This is a genomic window from Colwellia sp. PAMC 20917 (assembly GCF_001767295.1).
In the GTDB taxonomy this organism is placed as follows: Bacteria; Pseudomonadota; Gammaproteobacteria; order Enterobacterales; family Alteromonadaceae; genus Colwellia_A.
In genome coordinates, this window is the sequence record NZ_CP014944.1 from 732331 (window position 1) to 747285 (window position 14955).

12 protein-coding genes are annotated in these 14955 nt (G+C 37.9%); 6 read left to right on the plus strand and 6 right to left on the minus strand.

What is annotated here, in order from left to right:
* Positions 1–46 precede the first annotated feature (46 nt).
* Entirely contained in the window at positions 47–505 is a 459-nt protein-coding gene (locus tag A3Q34_RS03135; RefSeq protein WP_070374020.1) for a hypothetical protein, read from the plus strand.
* A gap of 1 nt (position 506) precedes the next feature.
* Entirely contained in the window at positions 507–722 is a 216-nt protein-coding gene (locus A3Q34_RS03140) for a helix-turn-helix transcriptional regulator (RefSeq protein ID WP_070374021.1), read from the plus strand.
* A 25-nt stretch (positions 723–747) separates the two neighbouring features.
* Here the strand turns inward: A3Q34_RS03140 and A3Q34_RS03145 are convergent, their stop codons facing one another.
* Positions 748–3594: a response regulator gene (locus A3Q34_RS03145; RefSeq protein WP_197517647.1), complete on the minus strand. Its 2847-nt coding sequence runs from the start codon at positions 3592–3594 to the stop codon at positions 748–750.
* Positions 3595–3714: 120 nt separating this feature from the next.
* Positions 3715–4548 (minus strand): ion transporter, encoded by an 834-nt coding sequence (locus tag A3Q34_RS03150; RefSeq protein ID WP_070374023.1) that lies wholly within the window; start codon positions 4546–4548, stop codon positions 3715–3717.
* 337 nt (positions 4549–4885) lie between these two features.
* On the opposite strand from A3Q34_RS03150, the gene A3Q34_RS03155 reads away from it, so the two are divergent.
* Positions 4886–6223 carry a sodium-dependent transporter gene (locus A3Q34_RS03155; RefSeq protein WP_070374024.1) on the plus strand — a complete coding sequence of 446 codons (1338 nt, stop codon included), beginning with the start codon at positions 4886–4888 and terminating at the stop codon, positions 6221–6223.
* A 248-nt stretch (positions 6224–6471) separates the two neighbouring features.
* Here A3Q34_RS03155 and A3Q34_RS03160 read toward each other — a convergent pair whose 3' ends face one another.
* The 4 genes from A3Q34_RS03160 to A3Q34_RS03175 form a co-directional block, all read right to left on the minus strand.
* Complete coding sequence (locus A3Q34_RS03160; RefSeq protein WP_231907418.1) at positions 6472–7671, minus strand: GGDEF domain-containing protein; 1200 nt, start codon at positions 7669–7671, stop codon at positions 6472–6474.
* Positions 7672–7721: 50 nt separating this feature from the next.
* Positions 7722–9200 (minus strand): DNA recombination protein RmuC, encoded by a 1479-nt coding sequence (locus A3Q34_RS03165; RefSeq protein WP_070374025.1) that lies wholly within the window; start codon positions 9198–9200, stop codon positions 7722–7724.
* Positions 9201–9299: 99 nt separating this feature from the next.
* A complete protein-coding gene (locus A3Q34_RS03170; protein WP_070374026.1) occupies positions 9300–9518 on the minus strand; it encodes a TIGR02922 family protein in 219 nt (72 codons plus the stop codon).
* A gap of 130 nt (positions 9519–9648) precedes the next feature.
* Positions 9649–11172 carry a fumarate hydratase gene (locus A3Q34_RS03175; RefSeq protein ID WP_070374027.1) on the minus strand — a complete coding sequence of 508 codons (1524 nt, stop codon included), beginning with the start codon at positions 11170–11172 and terminating at the stop codon, positions 9649–9651.
* Between the two features lie 169 nt (positions 11173–11341).
* Here A3Q34_RS03175 and pabB point away from each other — a divergent pair, with 169 nt between their 5' ends.
* From pabB to A3Q34_RS03190, 3 genes are all read left to right on the plus strand, one after another.
* Entirely contained in the window at positions 11342–12763 is a 1422-nt protein-coding gene (pabB, locus tag A3Q34_RS03180) for an aminodeoxychorismate synthase component I (protein WP_070374028.1), read from the plus strand.
* Positions 12764–12802: 39 nt separating this feature from the next.
* The gene (locus A3Q34_RS03185; RefSeq protein ID WP_070374029.1) at positions 12803–13372 is read left to right on the plus strand and encodes a CoA pyrophosphatase; all 570 of its coding nucleotides are present in this window, start codon (positions 12803–12805) and stop codon (positions 13370–13372) included.
* 132 nt (positions 13373–13504) lie between these two features.
* Positions 13505–14896, plus strand: coding sequence for an L-serine ammonia-lyase (locus tag A3Q34_RS03190; protein ID WP_070374030.1), 1392 nt, complete (start codon positions 13505–13507; stop codon positions 14894–14896).
* Positions 14897–14955: the final 59 nt, after the last annotated feature.

The window sequence follows — 14955 nt, forward strand, 5'->3', positions numbered from 1 at the left end:
CAAATATAGTAGACACAGTGTCAAATTTATCAACCTAGGAAAGCTCATGTCTTACAGAGAAAGCAATATTTTAGTATCACTTTTAATTACCCTTGGTATTTGGGGCAATTATGCCTTGGGTGTCGTCAATTTATATCAGCGGCAATTATTCTCAGTAGAGGCTATGTATGGCCTATTGTTTACTGCAGTAATTTATACTATTTTTTTAGAAGTAGCCTTACAAACTATCCTAGCTATTTTTAAGTATAGAGAAGCAAATGATAAAAGTGATGAGCGTGATAAAATAATTTCAAGGCGAGCAAACTCATATGCTTATAATATATTGTCCTTGGGTGTTTTTTGTGTGACCTTCTATATTCTTTTCCCCGCACTATCAAAATTTACTTTTTCAATGCCTGGTTTAGCTAAAGAGTATGAAATTATGCATTTAATTATTGCCATTGCTTTGCTTGCCGAAATTGTTTGTTCGTCAGTTAAACTAGTCTCTTATCGTCGAGGCTATTAATATGGCTAAAGTCATTACCAATAACATTAGAAAATTACGTTTTGAGCATCAAGAAATGACTCAACAAAAGCTTGCTGATAGCGTTTCAGTTTCTAGGCAAACCATAGTAGCCATTGAAAAAGGAAAATATTCTCCCTCTTTGGAAGTTGCTTTTAAAATTGCAGATATATTTGAACAACCGATAAACCAAGTGTTTATATATCAAGAGCAGCCTTAGCGGATGAAGACTCAGGGGAATAATCCTACCAAAGTACTTGATCTATTTCATTAAGTAGGCTTTGTGCCGCTTCACTGATCAGCTCAGAAGAGCCATTTTTTATATGTTTTTCTAATTTTATCGCTCTCACTGAAACGAGTGAAAAGCCAAACATTTGTGCGGCACCAGCAATACGATGAGCTAATTCAGCAAGCTTATCTAATTCATTATTTTTAATATGAAGAATGATATCTTGCTGTTCTAACACTAAGTTCGATTTAAATTCTGTCACTAAATCGGACATATCTACGCTTGAAATGGCTTGTTCTGCTGCGCTTTCATCGATTTGTTCACCAAAATATTTAGCTATGGTCGCAATAAATAATTTTCGCTCAATAGGTTTTTTTAAATGTCCATCGAAACCAAGCGCTAAATATCTGTCAACTTCATGGGACATCGCATTGGCAGTCAATGCGACTATTGGGCTAGAGCATCCTTTTTGTCGCAATACTTTAAAAGCCTCGATACCATCCATTTCTGGCATTTGTATATCCATAAGAATGAGTTTAGGTTTGTTTTTTAAACAAAGCTCAACGGCTTCTCGACCATTTTTGGCTGACAATACCTCTAAGCCTAGCGATGTTAATAAACGAGCGATTAACCGGCGATTATCATCATGGTCATCGGCCAGTAAGACTTGCCCTTCAAACTTAATATCACTGGCATCTGCAGTGAATGCAGAGGCGATAATTTTAGTGGGAGGAATATCGGCTAATTCAATCAATTCGAGTTTTTCGCAAGGTAAGACTAAAGTAAAAATACTGCCCTTATTTAGTGTACTGATAACGGTGATTTTTCCTGACATTAATTTGGCTAATTGCTCTGATAGGCATAGGCCTAAACCTGAACCACCAAATCGTCGGCTAATGCTGCTGTCACCTTGAGTAAAGCTGCTAAAGACTTCCTGCAATTGTGTTTCACTCATGCCAATACCGGTATCACTAACCGCAATAGTTAACGCCGCGTCTTTGACCGATATATTAAGAGTAACGGAGCCTTTACTGGTAAATTTAATGGCATTGGAGCATAAGTTGATTAAGATTTGCTTTAAGCGAAAGCCATCAATGGTCAGCATAAACTTGTTTGGCAAGGTGTGTACTATCTGAAATTGTAATCCTTTGACGGTCGCTGATTTAATAAAAATATTAGCAATGTCATGCAAAATAACGTGTAAGTCTTGCTCGACAAGTTCTAACTCTAACTTATTGGCCTCAACGCGACTTAAATCTAAAATATTATTAATAAGCTCTAATAAATGTAAACTATTACCGTGAATTATTTTAACTTCTTTTTGTAGGTGATTTTCATCAACATCACCATTTATTATTGCCTCTGCTTGGCCAATAATTGACGTTAAAGGGGTCCTTATTTCATGGCTCATATTGGCAAGAAATTGACTTTTAATGGCATTAGCTTTGACCAACTCGCTGGTCAGAAGTTCTAACTCTTGAGTACGGTTTTTAACTCGCTCAGATAATTTTAATTTAGCGCGTTTTTCAACATTTCGGTTGAAAATAAATAACGCCAAAACAATAATAAAACAAGCGACCGCTAAGCTAAAATTACGTTGTTGATCGGCTTGCTCTGTCTCTAATACCTGAAGTTGCTTATTTTGTTTGAGCTGGCTAACTTCTTGTCTTAATTTGTTAGATTCAAAATCTGATAATTGACTATTGAGCTGACTGTTCGCAATTTTTCTTGTTCTTTGAATATATTCTTGATGTATTTCGAAGGCCGCACTTTGTTTGTTTTGCGCCGCATAAATCAATGCCAGCAGCGCCATATTATTCGTTATTTGTTCTTCATGACCGGTTTTTTTAGCTATTTCATCAGAGAGCTGTAAGTTTTTATAGGCTTTTTCAACATAGCCCAACGAAAACTCTGCTTGCGCTAGACTATGCAAGCCGCCTGCATGAGCGGTGTTATGATTTGAAACTTTAGCCAATTTTATCGCTTGTGTTGCATACTTAATGGCATTTATTGGCTGGTTTATCATATTATAAAGACCGGCAATATTATGACTAAAAGCCGCTAAATAATAGTCGTTATTAGATTGTTCAAAATACGCTATTGCCTGTGACAGCAATTTAAGAGATTGCTGATACTCTCCTGAATATTTATAAACAGTGCCCAATTCTCCTCTGGCTTTAGCTAAAGTGAGCTTGTCATCGACAAAAGCAAGCTGTGCAAGAACATCGAGATAGAGTTCAATCGCGACATCGTATCTTTTTAAAGTTAAATATAAACCGGCAATGTTATAACGCACATCTATTTTATCTTGCCTAGTACCAAATTTATTGTAGATGCTTTCGGCTAGTTGAAAATTGACTAAGGTTTTACTGGTATTACCCAGATGAATATAAGCCAAGGCAATATTATTGTATATCCCAGCCAATCTAAGCGGCTCAGGTGAATTTATATAATAACTTAATGCGGCTTGAGAAGCGGCTATAGACTTTGAATAATCACCGATAAAATAGTGATATATACCAATCATTTTATTAGCATCAGCGGCTATTATTTTAAAGTTATTTTCAGTGGCAATTAATTGTATTCGTTGAGCGCTAGCTAATCCTAATCCAAGCTCGGTTAACTGATAGTAACGTTTTTGTTGAATATCTAAGATGTCAATGATTTGCTTGGGAATTAAAGCTGAGCGCGTTAATAATAATATTGAGTAATCAACCGCTTGCTGATCATCTTCAATTTCTTTAAGAATTTCAATTTCTTGTGATATCTTTTGCTCATCACTTAGCAGGGTATTTTGATCAGCGGCAAGCGTCGCAGACGAAAAAAATGAAGCTTGAACAATAATAACGATAAAAAAGTACACAATTCGCTTGAAAGCAATCATTAAGAACAACCAAAACACTTGAATTAAATATGATTTTTATTTTATACCATCTTATTTAATTAAATCCCACAAGTGTTCGATTATCTATAAAAATTAATCTCAGCGATGGTTGAGTTTTTCTTTGAGTAAAGTCTTGATTTCGGCAAGCTCACGCTCAAGGTTTTCAATTTGTGCGCGGCTAGCTGGCTCTCCACCTTCACCTGATTCGCCATGTTGTTCGGCGCGATAAATTTCATTTTCTTTGCCCATAACTTCTAGAATAGTACCGACCATCATGTTTAAAAAGATAAAAGCCGTTAAGAAAATGAAGGTCAGGTAAAAAATCCAGCTAAGCGGATAAATCGCCATCGTTTCATACATGACATCGGTCCAATCTTCAAAAGTGGCAATACGAAAAAGGGTCAACATCGATATCGAAACATCGCCCCAAAGCTCTTTATTAATATTATTAAAAACCATACTGCCAACCGCAGCATAAATATAAAAAATAACAAACATGAGTAAGGCGATATAGCCCATACGAGGAATAGCTTTGAGCAGCGAATTAATCAGCAAGCGTAATTCAGGTACCATAGAAACTAGACGTAACACCCGAAACACTCTCAACAGACGTGCTAATAAGACACCTGAGCCACCTGTTGGTATTAAGCTACCAATAACAATTAAGGTATCAAAGATATTCCAACCACTTTTGAAAAAATTCTTTTTATCTGGAAAGGCCATAAAGCGTATTGATAATTCGATGACAAAAAAAACCGTGATAACACTGTCTAAAAAAACCAATATTTTTAATGCTTGCGGGGGCAAGTTATGGGTTTTTGCGCCAATAAGTAATGCTGACATAATAATAACGGCAATAATTGACCATTGAAAAAACGGGCTAGCGTCAATTTTTTTTAGCCGTTCTTGGACACGCATCACATAGGAATTCATAAATAAAGTTCTCTCAAAATAACATTCACCCCTGTTAACACCAACAAACGGGTTATTACATCGTTCTTATTAAAATAAACGTAGCTTAGGGGGATAATGTCCAAGCTTATCTTTAAACTTTAACAACACCCACACCTTTCATACGTATTTATAATGACATTAATTTAACTTCAACCTATATAGGGGTAATATTTTTTAAAGCAAGTTTATCGGGCATTAGTTGCTAGGTTTACAGTGTTTATATTTTATCAGAAACAAATTTTTAAAAAACCGTTGCTATATGATCTGAACTCGGTAAGCTCATCACCAAATAAAAATAATTTGCATTCAATACTATATGACACAAACTAGAGATTCTTTTCATTCCCGTATCGGGTTTGTCTTGGCCGCTGCAGGATCAGCCATTGGTTTAGGCAATATTTGGGGATTTCCAACCCAAGCCGCTAATAATGGCGGTGGTGCTTTTTTATTCGTCTATTTACTCGTGACACTTTTACTCGCCCTCCCCGCTTTGTATGCAGAAATATATATTGGTAACCAGGCGCAAAAAAATCCGGTAGCCGCATTAAAAGAGGCTTGTAAAGACACTTCGCCCAATGTAGGTAAATATGCCGGCATAATAGGCCTATGTGGCGCTATAATGATGTTAAGCTTTTACACTATCGTCGCTGGTTGGATGTTAGCGCATGCACTATCGGCATTTACTGAGCTGTTAGGCCTAACCAATATTTCACAGTGGTTAGCCACATCAAGCACCGAACGTAATTTATTATTTACGCCACTTTTTATCTTACTGGGCGCCGCCATTATACATCAGGGCGTTAATGCCGGTATTGAAAAATGGTCAGGGCGTTTAATGCCATTGTTGTTAGTGATGCTAATTGGTTTAATCATTTATATTTTACGCCAACCTGGTGCAGAAAAAGGCTTAGCGTTATATTTAATTCCTGACTTTTCACAGGTAACTAACCCTAAACTCATCATATCAGCAATGGGACAAGCCTTCTTTTCATTATCTATTGGCGTAGGCGGTATGATGGTGTACGGCTCGTACATGCAAAAAGGTAAAGACATTGGTAAATTAGCCATCTCTATTACCGCACTTGATACTTTTATCGCATTTATGGCCGGCCTGTTAATCATACCGGCACTTTTTGTTGCTCAAGAAGCCGGAGTTGAAGTTTTCAGTAATAATGAGTTGATTGGTGAAGGGCAGTTAATCTTTAAGATATTACCTGAGCTGTTCAATTCAATGGGCAATGTCGGCTTGATTGTTTCAAGTTGTTTTTTCTTGTTGTTGTCCATTGCGGCATTAACTTCAACTATTTCTTCAACTGAAGTACCTGTCTCTTATTTAATGGAAGACAAAGACTTTACTCGTTCAAAAGCGACGTGGCTAGTCTCCTTCGTGGTACTTTGTGCCAGCATGTTGTTAATTGCTTTTTTTGACGAATTATTTGGTTTAGTCATTCGAGCATTAACAACCATATTGCAGCCATTAAGTTGTTTATTCTACTTTATCGTGGTCGGTTGGTTATGGAATAGAGGTAATAAATTACGTGATAAAGCGCTACAAGAAGGTAGGAAGTGGCTACCCATTTGGGGAAACTACCTTCGTTTTGTCTGCCCACTCTTGTTAAGTGTGGTTTTTGTTAACGTTGCGATATTGAATTAAGCGTTAATAACTGACTTACCCCGCATTAATACAGCCTTTTAACATCAGCCCCTGAAGCAAGTTCAGGGGAACCGTTACCTTGTGCTAGGTGGCGATTAATAATATCACGGGTCACGTTAACTTCAATAAACAATGCAAGGCTTGCTCAATAATGATGCTTTGCATGAGCGTGGTTCACCTTGCTTGTGAACGATGATTTTTGCAGGCCCAGTATTATACTTGCAGACAGTCATGATATTTAGCCTGCTTTAGACACTAACGTTATTTCGCCCTTTATTCTTAGCTTTGTATAATGCTTGATCCGCGCATTTTAACGCTTGTTCAAAACTTTGTTTACTTTCCCGCACTGCAACACCAATTGAAATAGTAACATTGACCGTTTTAAACTCACTATTTTTGCTTACCTTTTTAGCGTTTCGTTGTTGTTTTGTTTTTCTCTGTGGCTGACGAATGACAATTTTATAGGTTTCAATAGCTTGGCGGACCGCTTCTAACTCAGTTAGGGCTTGCTCAAGAGTTTTACCGGTAAATACGATGGTAAACTCTTCTCCGCCATAGCGAAATGCTTTCCCTCCCCCTTTAACGTTGCCAATTTTTTTTGCCACTAGTTTTAATACTTGGTCGCCAATGTCATGGCCATAGGTATCATTAAACTTTTTAAAATGATCAATATCTAGCATGGCAAGGGTGTATTTTCGTCCAAGTGATAAGGCTAACTGATTGAGCGCGCGACGCGATGGCAAGCCCGTTAAGTCATCTCGATAGGCAAGAAAATAAGCGTCGACAGAAATGACTAACACGAAATACAAACTGAGTAATGCCAAGGTTAAACTTAGCGGTAGCTCAATTAATTGATATTGATAACATAGCCAAAACAGTAAGGAAATAGCAACCGCTGAAGTCACTAAATCTGCTTTAATCACTGCCCGCCAAACAATAACCATACTACATAAAGCTAGTGGTAACTCTAAACGAATAACGTTACTAAAGCCTGCAATATGGGGAAATGTTTGTACAAAAATGATAATTGGCTCACTCATCGTTAACCAGACATAGCTAATGATAGCCACTAATGAAATAGCGATTAATCGATAAAGACCATGAATTGAGATAACGCCACGGTCTTTTATCAAAGAAAATAAAAGTAAAACACTACAGCCAAATAACGTTAACCAATCACCCTGCTGCAGTAACCAAGTTGACCAAGGCGGTGAAAAAGCAATACTGGCGTAATATAAAAGCCACAATAATGATAAGTAAGCTAACCGGCTACGATTAAAGTAACTGGCAAAGACGATCACAACAGCCAAGAACACCACTAATAATTGTTCAACAATCACTATTTGCTTTAGCCAAAAAGCTTGGCTTTCCATCATCAAAAAATAAACTAAGGTAACCGTGCTAAAACTAATAAATAGAGTTTTTAGTCCTTTAATTCTTTGCAACAAGATTAACTCCTTAGATTAAGTTATCGCTAAAGGGTAGAGAAACAATCAGGTTAAACAACAGGCAGAGCTTGCTCATTATCTATTTTACTGTCTGCACCAGTGGGCTTTTCATCACTTTCATTTTTCAACTCAACCTGTTCAATTTTATCAAAGCGTGACGATATTTTATCTGCCGAGGTATGAATTTGTTTTACGTCACTCGCTGCTTGGTCTATGTGCTTTGCTAAATTGGCAAATCGAGATTTAAAACGACTAAAGTCTTGCGATAAGTGTGAGAGATGCGCTTGAATAACATGTATTTGCTTACGAGTAGCTTCATCTTTTAGTACTGAGCGTGACGTTGTTAATATAGCCATTAGCGTGGTAGGCGATGCCAGCCATACTCGCTTTTTATTGGCGTAATCAACTAAATCACCTTGGTGTGCATGAATTTCAGCAAAGATAGCTTCTGCAGGAATAAACATAATAGCCCCGTCGGCGGTTTCTTTTTCAATCAAGTATTTAGAACTAATATCATTAATATGCTTTTTTATGTCGAGTTTAAACTGACGTTCTGCCGATTTTCGGTCATGTTCCCCTAGTTGGTTATCCAGCATTTTCTTATAGTTTTCTAAAGGGAACTTAGAGTCGATAACGACATTACCGGTTGGCTCAGGTAAGAATAAAATACAATCAGCAATTTTTCCATTTGATAAAGTGTGCTGTAAAGAAAAGTTTTGCTCGGGGATGACGTTGCGAATTAAACTGTTAAGCTGAACTTCGCCAAAAGCCCCCCGTGAACGCTTATCACTTAATACTTCTTGTAAGCTGACGACGTTTGAGGAAAGTTCCGTGATCTTCTTTTGCGCGTCATCAATCAAGGCAAGGCGTTGCAAAATATCATTAAAGGTTTTTGTTGTTTTCTCAAACCCTTCTGCTAGACGTTTTTCTACTTGCCCGCTAATTTCTTTTAAGCGGTTGTCGGTAGAGACAGTTAATCCATCAATACGTTTAGCCATTTGCTCACTCGATGCTTGCAATGACTTAGTTAACTCTTCACGGCTAATGTGCGTCACTCGATTTAAGTGTTCAACAAGTTGATCAACCGATTTTAGCTGATTCTGATTAAAAACGACTTGGTGCTCGTGTAATGCGCGGTGTAACTTTTCACTACTTGCATGTAAACTTGATGATTGCTTCTCACCTTGCTCAGCATGTTGATACAACAACTTAATTTTAAAATCAGAGATTTGTTGTTCGAAATAAGTCTTTAACTCAACTTGTTGGTTTGCCAATTGTTGATGATTAAAGCTAGTTTGCTGTTGTTGTTGCTGTTGGTATTTATTTGAGACTTCACTATCAACGGTTAATTTTTCAAACAATAGCTGTGACTTTTCATCTTGCAAAGACAACTGTAGTGACATTTTTTTTATTTTAAAAAAAACAATAAAACTGACTAAAAAGCACAATACCAATAGAATAATGTTGAACAGCATAAAAATTTCGGTAGGAATTTTTTCTAAAAAAACAAGGAGTTCATCGATAGGCATAAAATCACATCAGCAACACTGTAAATATTATCAGTATTAAACCATAGAAATATACTCAGGTTAAGTTTATTCTAAGCTTGTTCATCAACGAGTCCATATTTAATAATCATTGATAAGATGAATGCGATCGCCAACTTTATTAAGAATGGTTATTTCTCCATCACACACAGCAACAATCGATTTATCTTCTTTAAATTTTTCCGGAATAATGACCCGTCCACTGGCATTTTCTGCAAATTGTCCAACAAAGTGCATTAACTCAAGTGAATCCTCAATATAATAAATAATAGTAACAGTGCGAAGGTTAGTGTTGGTCATAGTTAATGTTTTTAATACTTAATTTTAATAATGTTCTATTAGTATAGACGAAAATAATCAACTTATTATCATCAATAAAAAAGCGCCCTAAGGCGCTTGTTTTAAAATTAGTAGCTTACACAAGCATCAATTAATTTTTTGATTTGGCATCTTGCACTTCAATTTTAGCTTTCCAAATAGCAGGGCCCGTGACGTGAACCGATTCTCCTTGGCTATCAACAGCTACCGTTACGGGCATATCTTCAACTTCGAATTCGTAAATAGCTTCCATCCCCATATCTTCAAAAGCAACAACTCTTGCTTTTTTAATGGCTTTCGATACTAAGTATGCAGCACCACCAACGGCCATTAGATAAACTGACTTATGATTTTTGATGGTTTCAACGGTCTCGGCGCCACGTTCAGCTTTGCCGATAGTGCCAAGTAGCCCTGTTTCAGAGAGCATCATTTCTGTAAATTTATCCATGCGTGTTGCTGTCGTTGGGCCAGCTGGGCCGACTGCTTCATCGCCAATAGCATCGACAGGACCTACGTAGTAAATAAACTTGTCAGTAAAGTCTACCGGTAACTTTTCGCCCTTGGCTAGCATATCTTGAATACGTTTATGAGCAGCATCACGTCCGGTTAAGATAGTCCCGCTCAGTAATACAGTTTCACCGGTTTTCCAGCTACTGATATCGGCTTTTTTCAAGGTATCGACATTAACACGACGTACGTTTTCACCGACTTCCCAAGTTATTTCTGGCCAATCTTCTAATTTTGGTGGTGTTAAGTTAGCCGGACCAGAACCATCTAAATGAAAATGTACATGACGCGTTGCCGCACAATTGGGTATCATCACCACAGGTTTTGATGCCGCGTGGGTGGGTGCTGACATAATTTTAATGTCTACAACTGTCGTTAAACCGCCGAGGCCTTGTGCGCCAATACCTAATTTATTAACACGTTCGAAAATTTCTAGACGCAGTTTTTCTTCGGCTGTTTCAGCACCACGGTCAATAAGATCTTGAATATCTACCGGTTCCATTAAACTTTCTTTAGCAAGTACCCCTGCTTTTTCTGCTGTTCCGCCGATACCTATGCCTAACATTCCCGGTGGACACCAACCTGCGCCCATTGAGGGCAGTGTTTTAACTACCCAGTCAGCGATTGAATCACTAGGATTTAACATCACCATTTTAGATTTGTTTTCACTACCACCGCCTTTCGCTGCGATCATGATATCGACGCCACCACCGGCAACCATATCGATATGAACAACCGACGGTGTATTATCTTTAGTATTAATACGCGCGCCAGCGGGGTCTTTTACAATAGAAGCGCGCAATGGGTTGTCTGGGTTTAAGTAAGCTCTGCGAGTACCTTCATCAACCATTTGCTGAACCGTTAAGTCAGTTTTGTCCCACTGAACATCCATACCCACTTTAACAAAGCAAGTCACTATGCCGGTATCTTGACAAATAGGACGCTGGCCATGGGCTGACATTCTAGAATTAATTAAGATCTGAGCAATAGCGTCTTTAGCTGCGCTGCTTTCTTCTTTATGATAGGCTTTTTCAAGCGCTTGAATAAAGTCTAAAGGGTGATAATAAGAAATGTACTGTAATGCATCGGCAATACTTTCAATTAAATCTTGCTGTTTAATGATAGTCATGAGGGTCTCTTTTTATGCAGATCGGCAGATGTAGTTCAACGGCATTTACCTACTTACCTGAAATTATAGATAAACTAGGGAAGCTTAAAATGGTTGAAAGTTATAAATTTGCAGATATCATACCCTTCTTGTTAACGAGCTTCCACAATATTATCGAGTAAAACCTGTCATGTTTACTATTTCTGCCCAGCATTTTACTGTAGAAAAATCTATCGATGTAAAAGCTTTATTTTCAGCTTTTAGTCATCAACCTTGGGCGATGTGGCTTGACTCTTGTGGTGAACAACAGTCACCTGCCCACGTTGATAGCAACTTTGACATTTTGGTTTGGCAACCCGAAATTACGCTAACCACTCGCGGCGATCAAACTGAAGTACGCTGGTTAAAAGATGACAAAAAACAAATCAGTCATCAAAATCCATTAACGCTGTTAAAAGAAATTCAACAACAATGCTTCAACAACATAACTGTTGCCACCAGCCACTTACCTTTTAATGGCGGTAGTGTCGGTTACTTTTCTTACGATTTAGGTAGACGTTTTGAGGACTTGCCCCATCAAACAACGCAAGATATAGATTTAGCCGAAATGTCGATAGGGCTTTATTTTCAGGCATTAATCTTTGATCACCAAGCTCAACAGTTTTGGTTGGTTTGCCCACAACCACAACGTGAAAGCCTAACAATAGCAATAAATCAGCAGTTAGCTTTGATAAAGAAAACCACACAAGTAAAAGAAAAGTTTTCATTAATGACCGATTGGCAGTCGAATATCAGTAAAGCACTTTATGATGAAAAATTTATACGCATACAACACTACTTATTGTCTGGAGATTGCTACCAAATTAATTTAGCGCAACGCTTTAGTGCTCAGTATCAAGGTGATGAATTCGAAGCTTATTGCGCGTTACGTGATAAAAATAAAGCACCTTTTTCTGCTTTTTTACGTTTTGAAAAAGCCAGTATTCTCAGTATTTCTCCTGAACGATTTTTACAAAAAACAGGGCGAAAAGTACAGAGTAAGCCAATAAAAGGCACTAAACCACGCAGTGATAATACCGTCATAGACCAACAAAACTCAGTTGATTTACAGCACTCAGAAAAAGACCGTGCTGAAAACTTAATGATTGTTGATTTGCTGAGAAATGATATCAGTAAAGTCTGTATTGCTGGCTCGGTAAAAGTTCCTAAGTTGTTTAATATTGAAAGTTTTCCTGCCGTTCATCACTTAGTGAGCACCGTTGAAGGTGAATTAGCACAACCTTATCAAGCGACTGATTTATTAGCGGCTTCATTTCCTGGCGGTTCAATTACTGGCGCTCCAAAAATAAGGGCCATGGAAATAATTGATGAGTTAGAGCCTCATCAACGAAGTATTTATTGCGGTTCTATTGGTTATATTTCTGCTTGTGGCAATATGGACACTAGTATTACTATACGTACCTTGCTGTGCGAAAAAAATAACGCGACCAAAGCGAGTATCATTTATTGCTGGGCCGGTGGTGGCGTGGTGGCAGATTCAAAAGTAGACGCTGAGTATCAAGAAACCTTTGATAAAGTAAATAAAATATTACCCGTATTATCAGCGCTTTAACTTATTGTAGTTTTGGCTTTCGCCATTGATGGATTTATAATGAACAAGCATGATTTTTTACAAAACTTTCAATTTTCAGCACTTAATGTTTCACTCCATCAATACCAGCACCTTGGCGCACTAAAACCTGCTGCCGTGTTAATCGCGCTAATAGAAGAGAATAAACAACTCTCTGTTGTGTTAACAAAACGTGCTAGTCATTTAAAACATCATCCTGGCCAAATCAGTTTCCCCGGTGGAAAAATGGAAGACTTTGATACTGGTTTTATTAGTACAGCCATAAGAGAAGCTGAAGAAGAGATAGGTTTAAATAGTAACAACATTCATATTGTTGGCCAATTACTTCCTTATGAAACAATCAGTGGTTATGTGGTTACCCCTATCATTGCTTTTATTGATAAAAAACAAAATTATGTGATCGATAAAAATGAAGTTGCTGAAATATTTCAAGTGCCATTACAGCATTTTCTAGATTTTAATAATCACTACATAGTGACCATTGAGCGTCATCGCAAACCCTTTCCAATTCACTTTATGCCTTTCGAGCACCATAATATATGGGGCGCAACCGCGGTAATGCTGAAAGATTTGGCCATTCAATTATCGTGAACCTCTAGGTTTTTAGTTAATATCAACTATAATTAAACTATTATTGTTTTTCATGGTGATAGCTTTCAGTTACAATTACCGAAGATAATTCCATCTTTTGATAATTTTATCAAAATAAATTCAGGTTTTAGTATGATTAGTGTATTTGATATGTTTTCTATTGGCATTGGCCCGTCAAGCTCTCACACTGTAGGTCCAATGAAAGCAGCGAAATTGTTTGTTGAACAACTTAAAAATGAGCATAAATTAACCCAAACAACGCGGGTAAAATGTGAACTTTTTGGTTCGTTAGGGCAAACAGGTATTGGCCATGGTACCGGCAAAGCGGTAATTTTAGGTCTGTCTGGCGAAAATCCAGATACGATTGCCGTCGACGCTATTGATTCAATTCTAGAAGCCGTAGTGGCTAGCCAAAAAATTTCGCTTAATGGCGAGCACTTAGTATCATTCCCTAAAAATGATGCAATTATTTATCATCGCCGTAAAACGTTACCTGCTCATTCAAATGCCATGACTATTTTTGCCTTTGAAGATATCCCAGGAAAAGAAAGTACGTTATTACTAGAGCAAACATATTATTCAATCGGTGGCGGCTTTATTGTTAACGCGCGCGACTTTGAAAAAGAAAAAGATAAAGCATTATCTCTGCACAACAATATAAAACGCCCTCATTATTTCTCATCAGCGACTGAGCTTATCAACGAAGCTAATGAGAAAAACCTCAGGATCAGTACCATCATGATGAATAATGAGAAGTGCTTAGCCGATGAAGCCACTGTTAGGGCTAAACTCGTTAATATCTGGCAAGCAATGAAAGATTGTGTTGACCGTGGTATTAAAACCGAAGGTATTTTACCTGGTGGCTTAAAAGTTGCGCGCAGAGCCCCTGCCCTTTATAAAGCATTATCAGTTGAAAACAACAACGACCCACTTATAGCGATGGACTGGGTTAACTTATTTGCTCTTGCGGTTAATGAAGAAAATGCTGCAGGTAGTCGTGTTGTAACGGCGCCAACCAATGGTGCGGCGGGTATTATACCCGCCGTATTATGCTACTACGATAAGTTTGTTAGACCCGTTGATGAAGATACCTGTGTACGCTATTTATTAACCGCCGCAGCTATTGGAATTTTATATAAAACTAACGCGTCAATTTCTGGTGCTGAAGTGGGCTGTCAAGGTGAGGTTGGCGTAGCTTGCTCTATGGCAGCTGGCGCATTAACTGAAATTATGGGTGGTTCGCCAAGTAAAGTAGAAAACGCGGCAGAAATTGGTATGGAGCACAATTTAGGGTTAACTTGTGACCCTGTTGGTGGCTTAGTTCAAGTGCCTTGTATCGAACGTAACGCTATGGGCTCGGTAAAAGCGATCAACGCATCGCGTTTAGCTTTACGCGGCACCGGTAATCAAAAAGTCCCGCTGGATAAAGTGATTAAAACCATGTGGGAAACCGGCAACGATATGAAAACCAAATATAAAGAAACGTCTCGTGGCGGCTTAGCGGTCAACATTACCGAATGTTAAGACGTTTTTAATCGCAAAGCTGCAACAGACAAAAGGTTAATGGCTGAACATTTGTTGTT

Coding starts and splice junctions, on each gene's coding strand:
- A3Q34_RS03135 (WP_070374020.1), top strand. CDS start 47: ATGTCTTACAGAGAAAGCAATATTTTAGTATCACTTTTAATTACCCTT.
- A3Q34_RS03140 (WP_070374021.1), top strand. CDS start 507: ATGGCTAAAGTCATTACCAATAACATTAGAAAATTACGTTTTGAGCAT.
- A3Q34_RS03150 (WP_070374023.1), bottom strand. CDS start 4,548: ATGAATTCCTATGTGATGCGTGTCCAAGAACGGCTAAAAAAAATTGAC.
- A3Q34_RS03155 (WP_070374024.1), top strand. CDS start 4,886: ATGACACAAACTAGAGATTCTTTTCATTCCCGTATCGGGTTTGTCTTG.
- A3Q34_RS03165 (WP_070374025.1), bottom strand. CDS start 9,200: ATGCCTATCGATGAACTCCTTGTTTTTTTAGAAAAAATTCCTACCGAA.
- A3Q34_RS03170 (WP_070374026.1), bottom strand. CDS start 9,518: ATGACCAACACTAACCTTCGCACTGTTACTATTATTTATTATATTGAG.
- A3Q34_RS03175 (WP_070374027.1), bottom strand. CDS start 11,172: ATGACTATCATTAAACAGCAAGATTTAATTGAAAGTATTGCCGATGCA.
- pabB (WP_070374028.1), top strand. CDS start 11,342: ATGTTTACTATTTCTGCCCAGCATTTTACTGTAGAAAAATCTATCGAT.
- A3Q34_RS03185 (WP_070374029.1), top strand. CDS start 12,803: ATGAACAAGCATGATTTTTTACAAAACTTTCAATTTTCAGCACTTAAT.
- A3Q34_RS03190 (WP_070374030.1), top strand. CDS start 13,505: ATGATTAGTGTATTTGATATGTTTTCTATTGGCATTGGCCCGTCAAGC.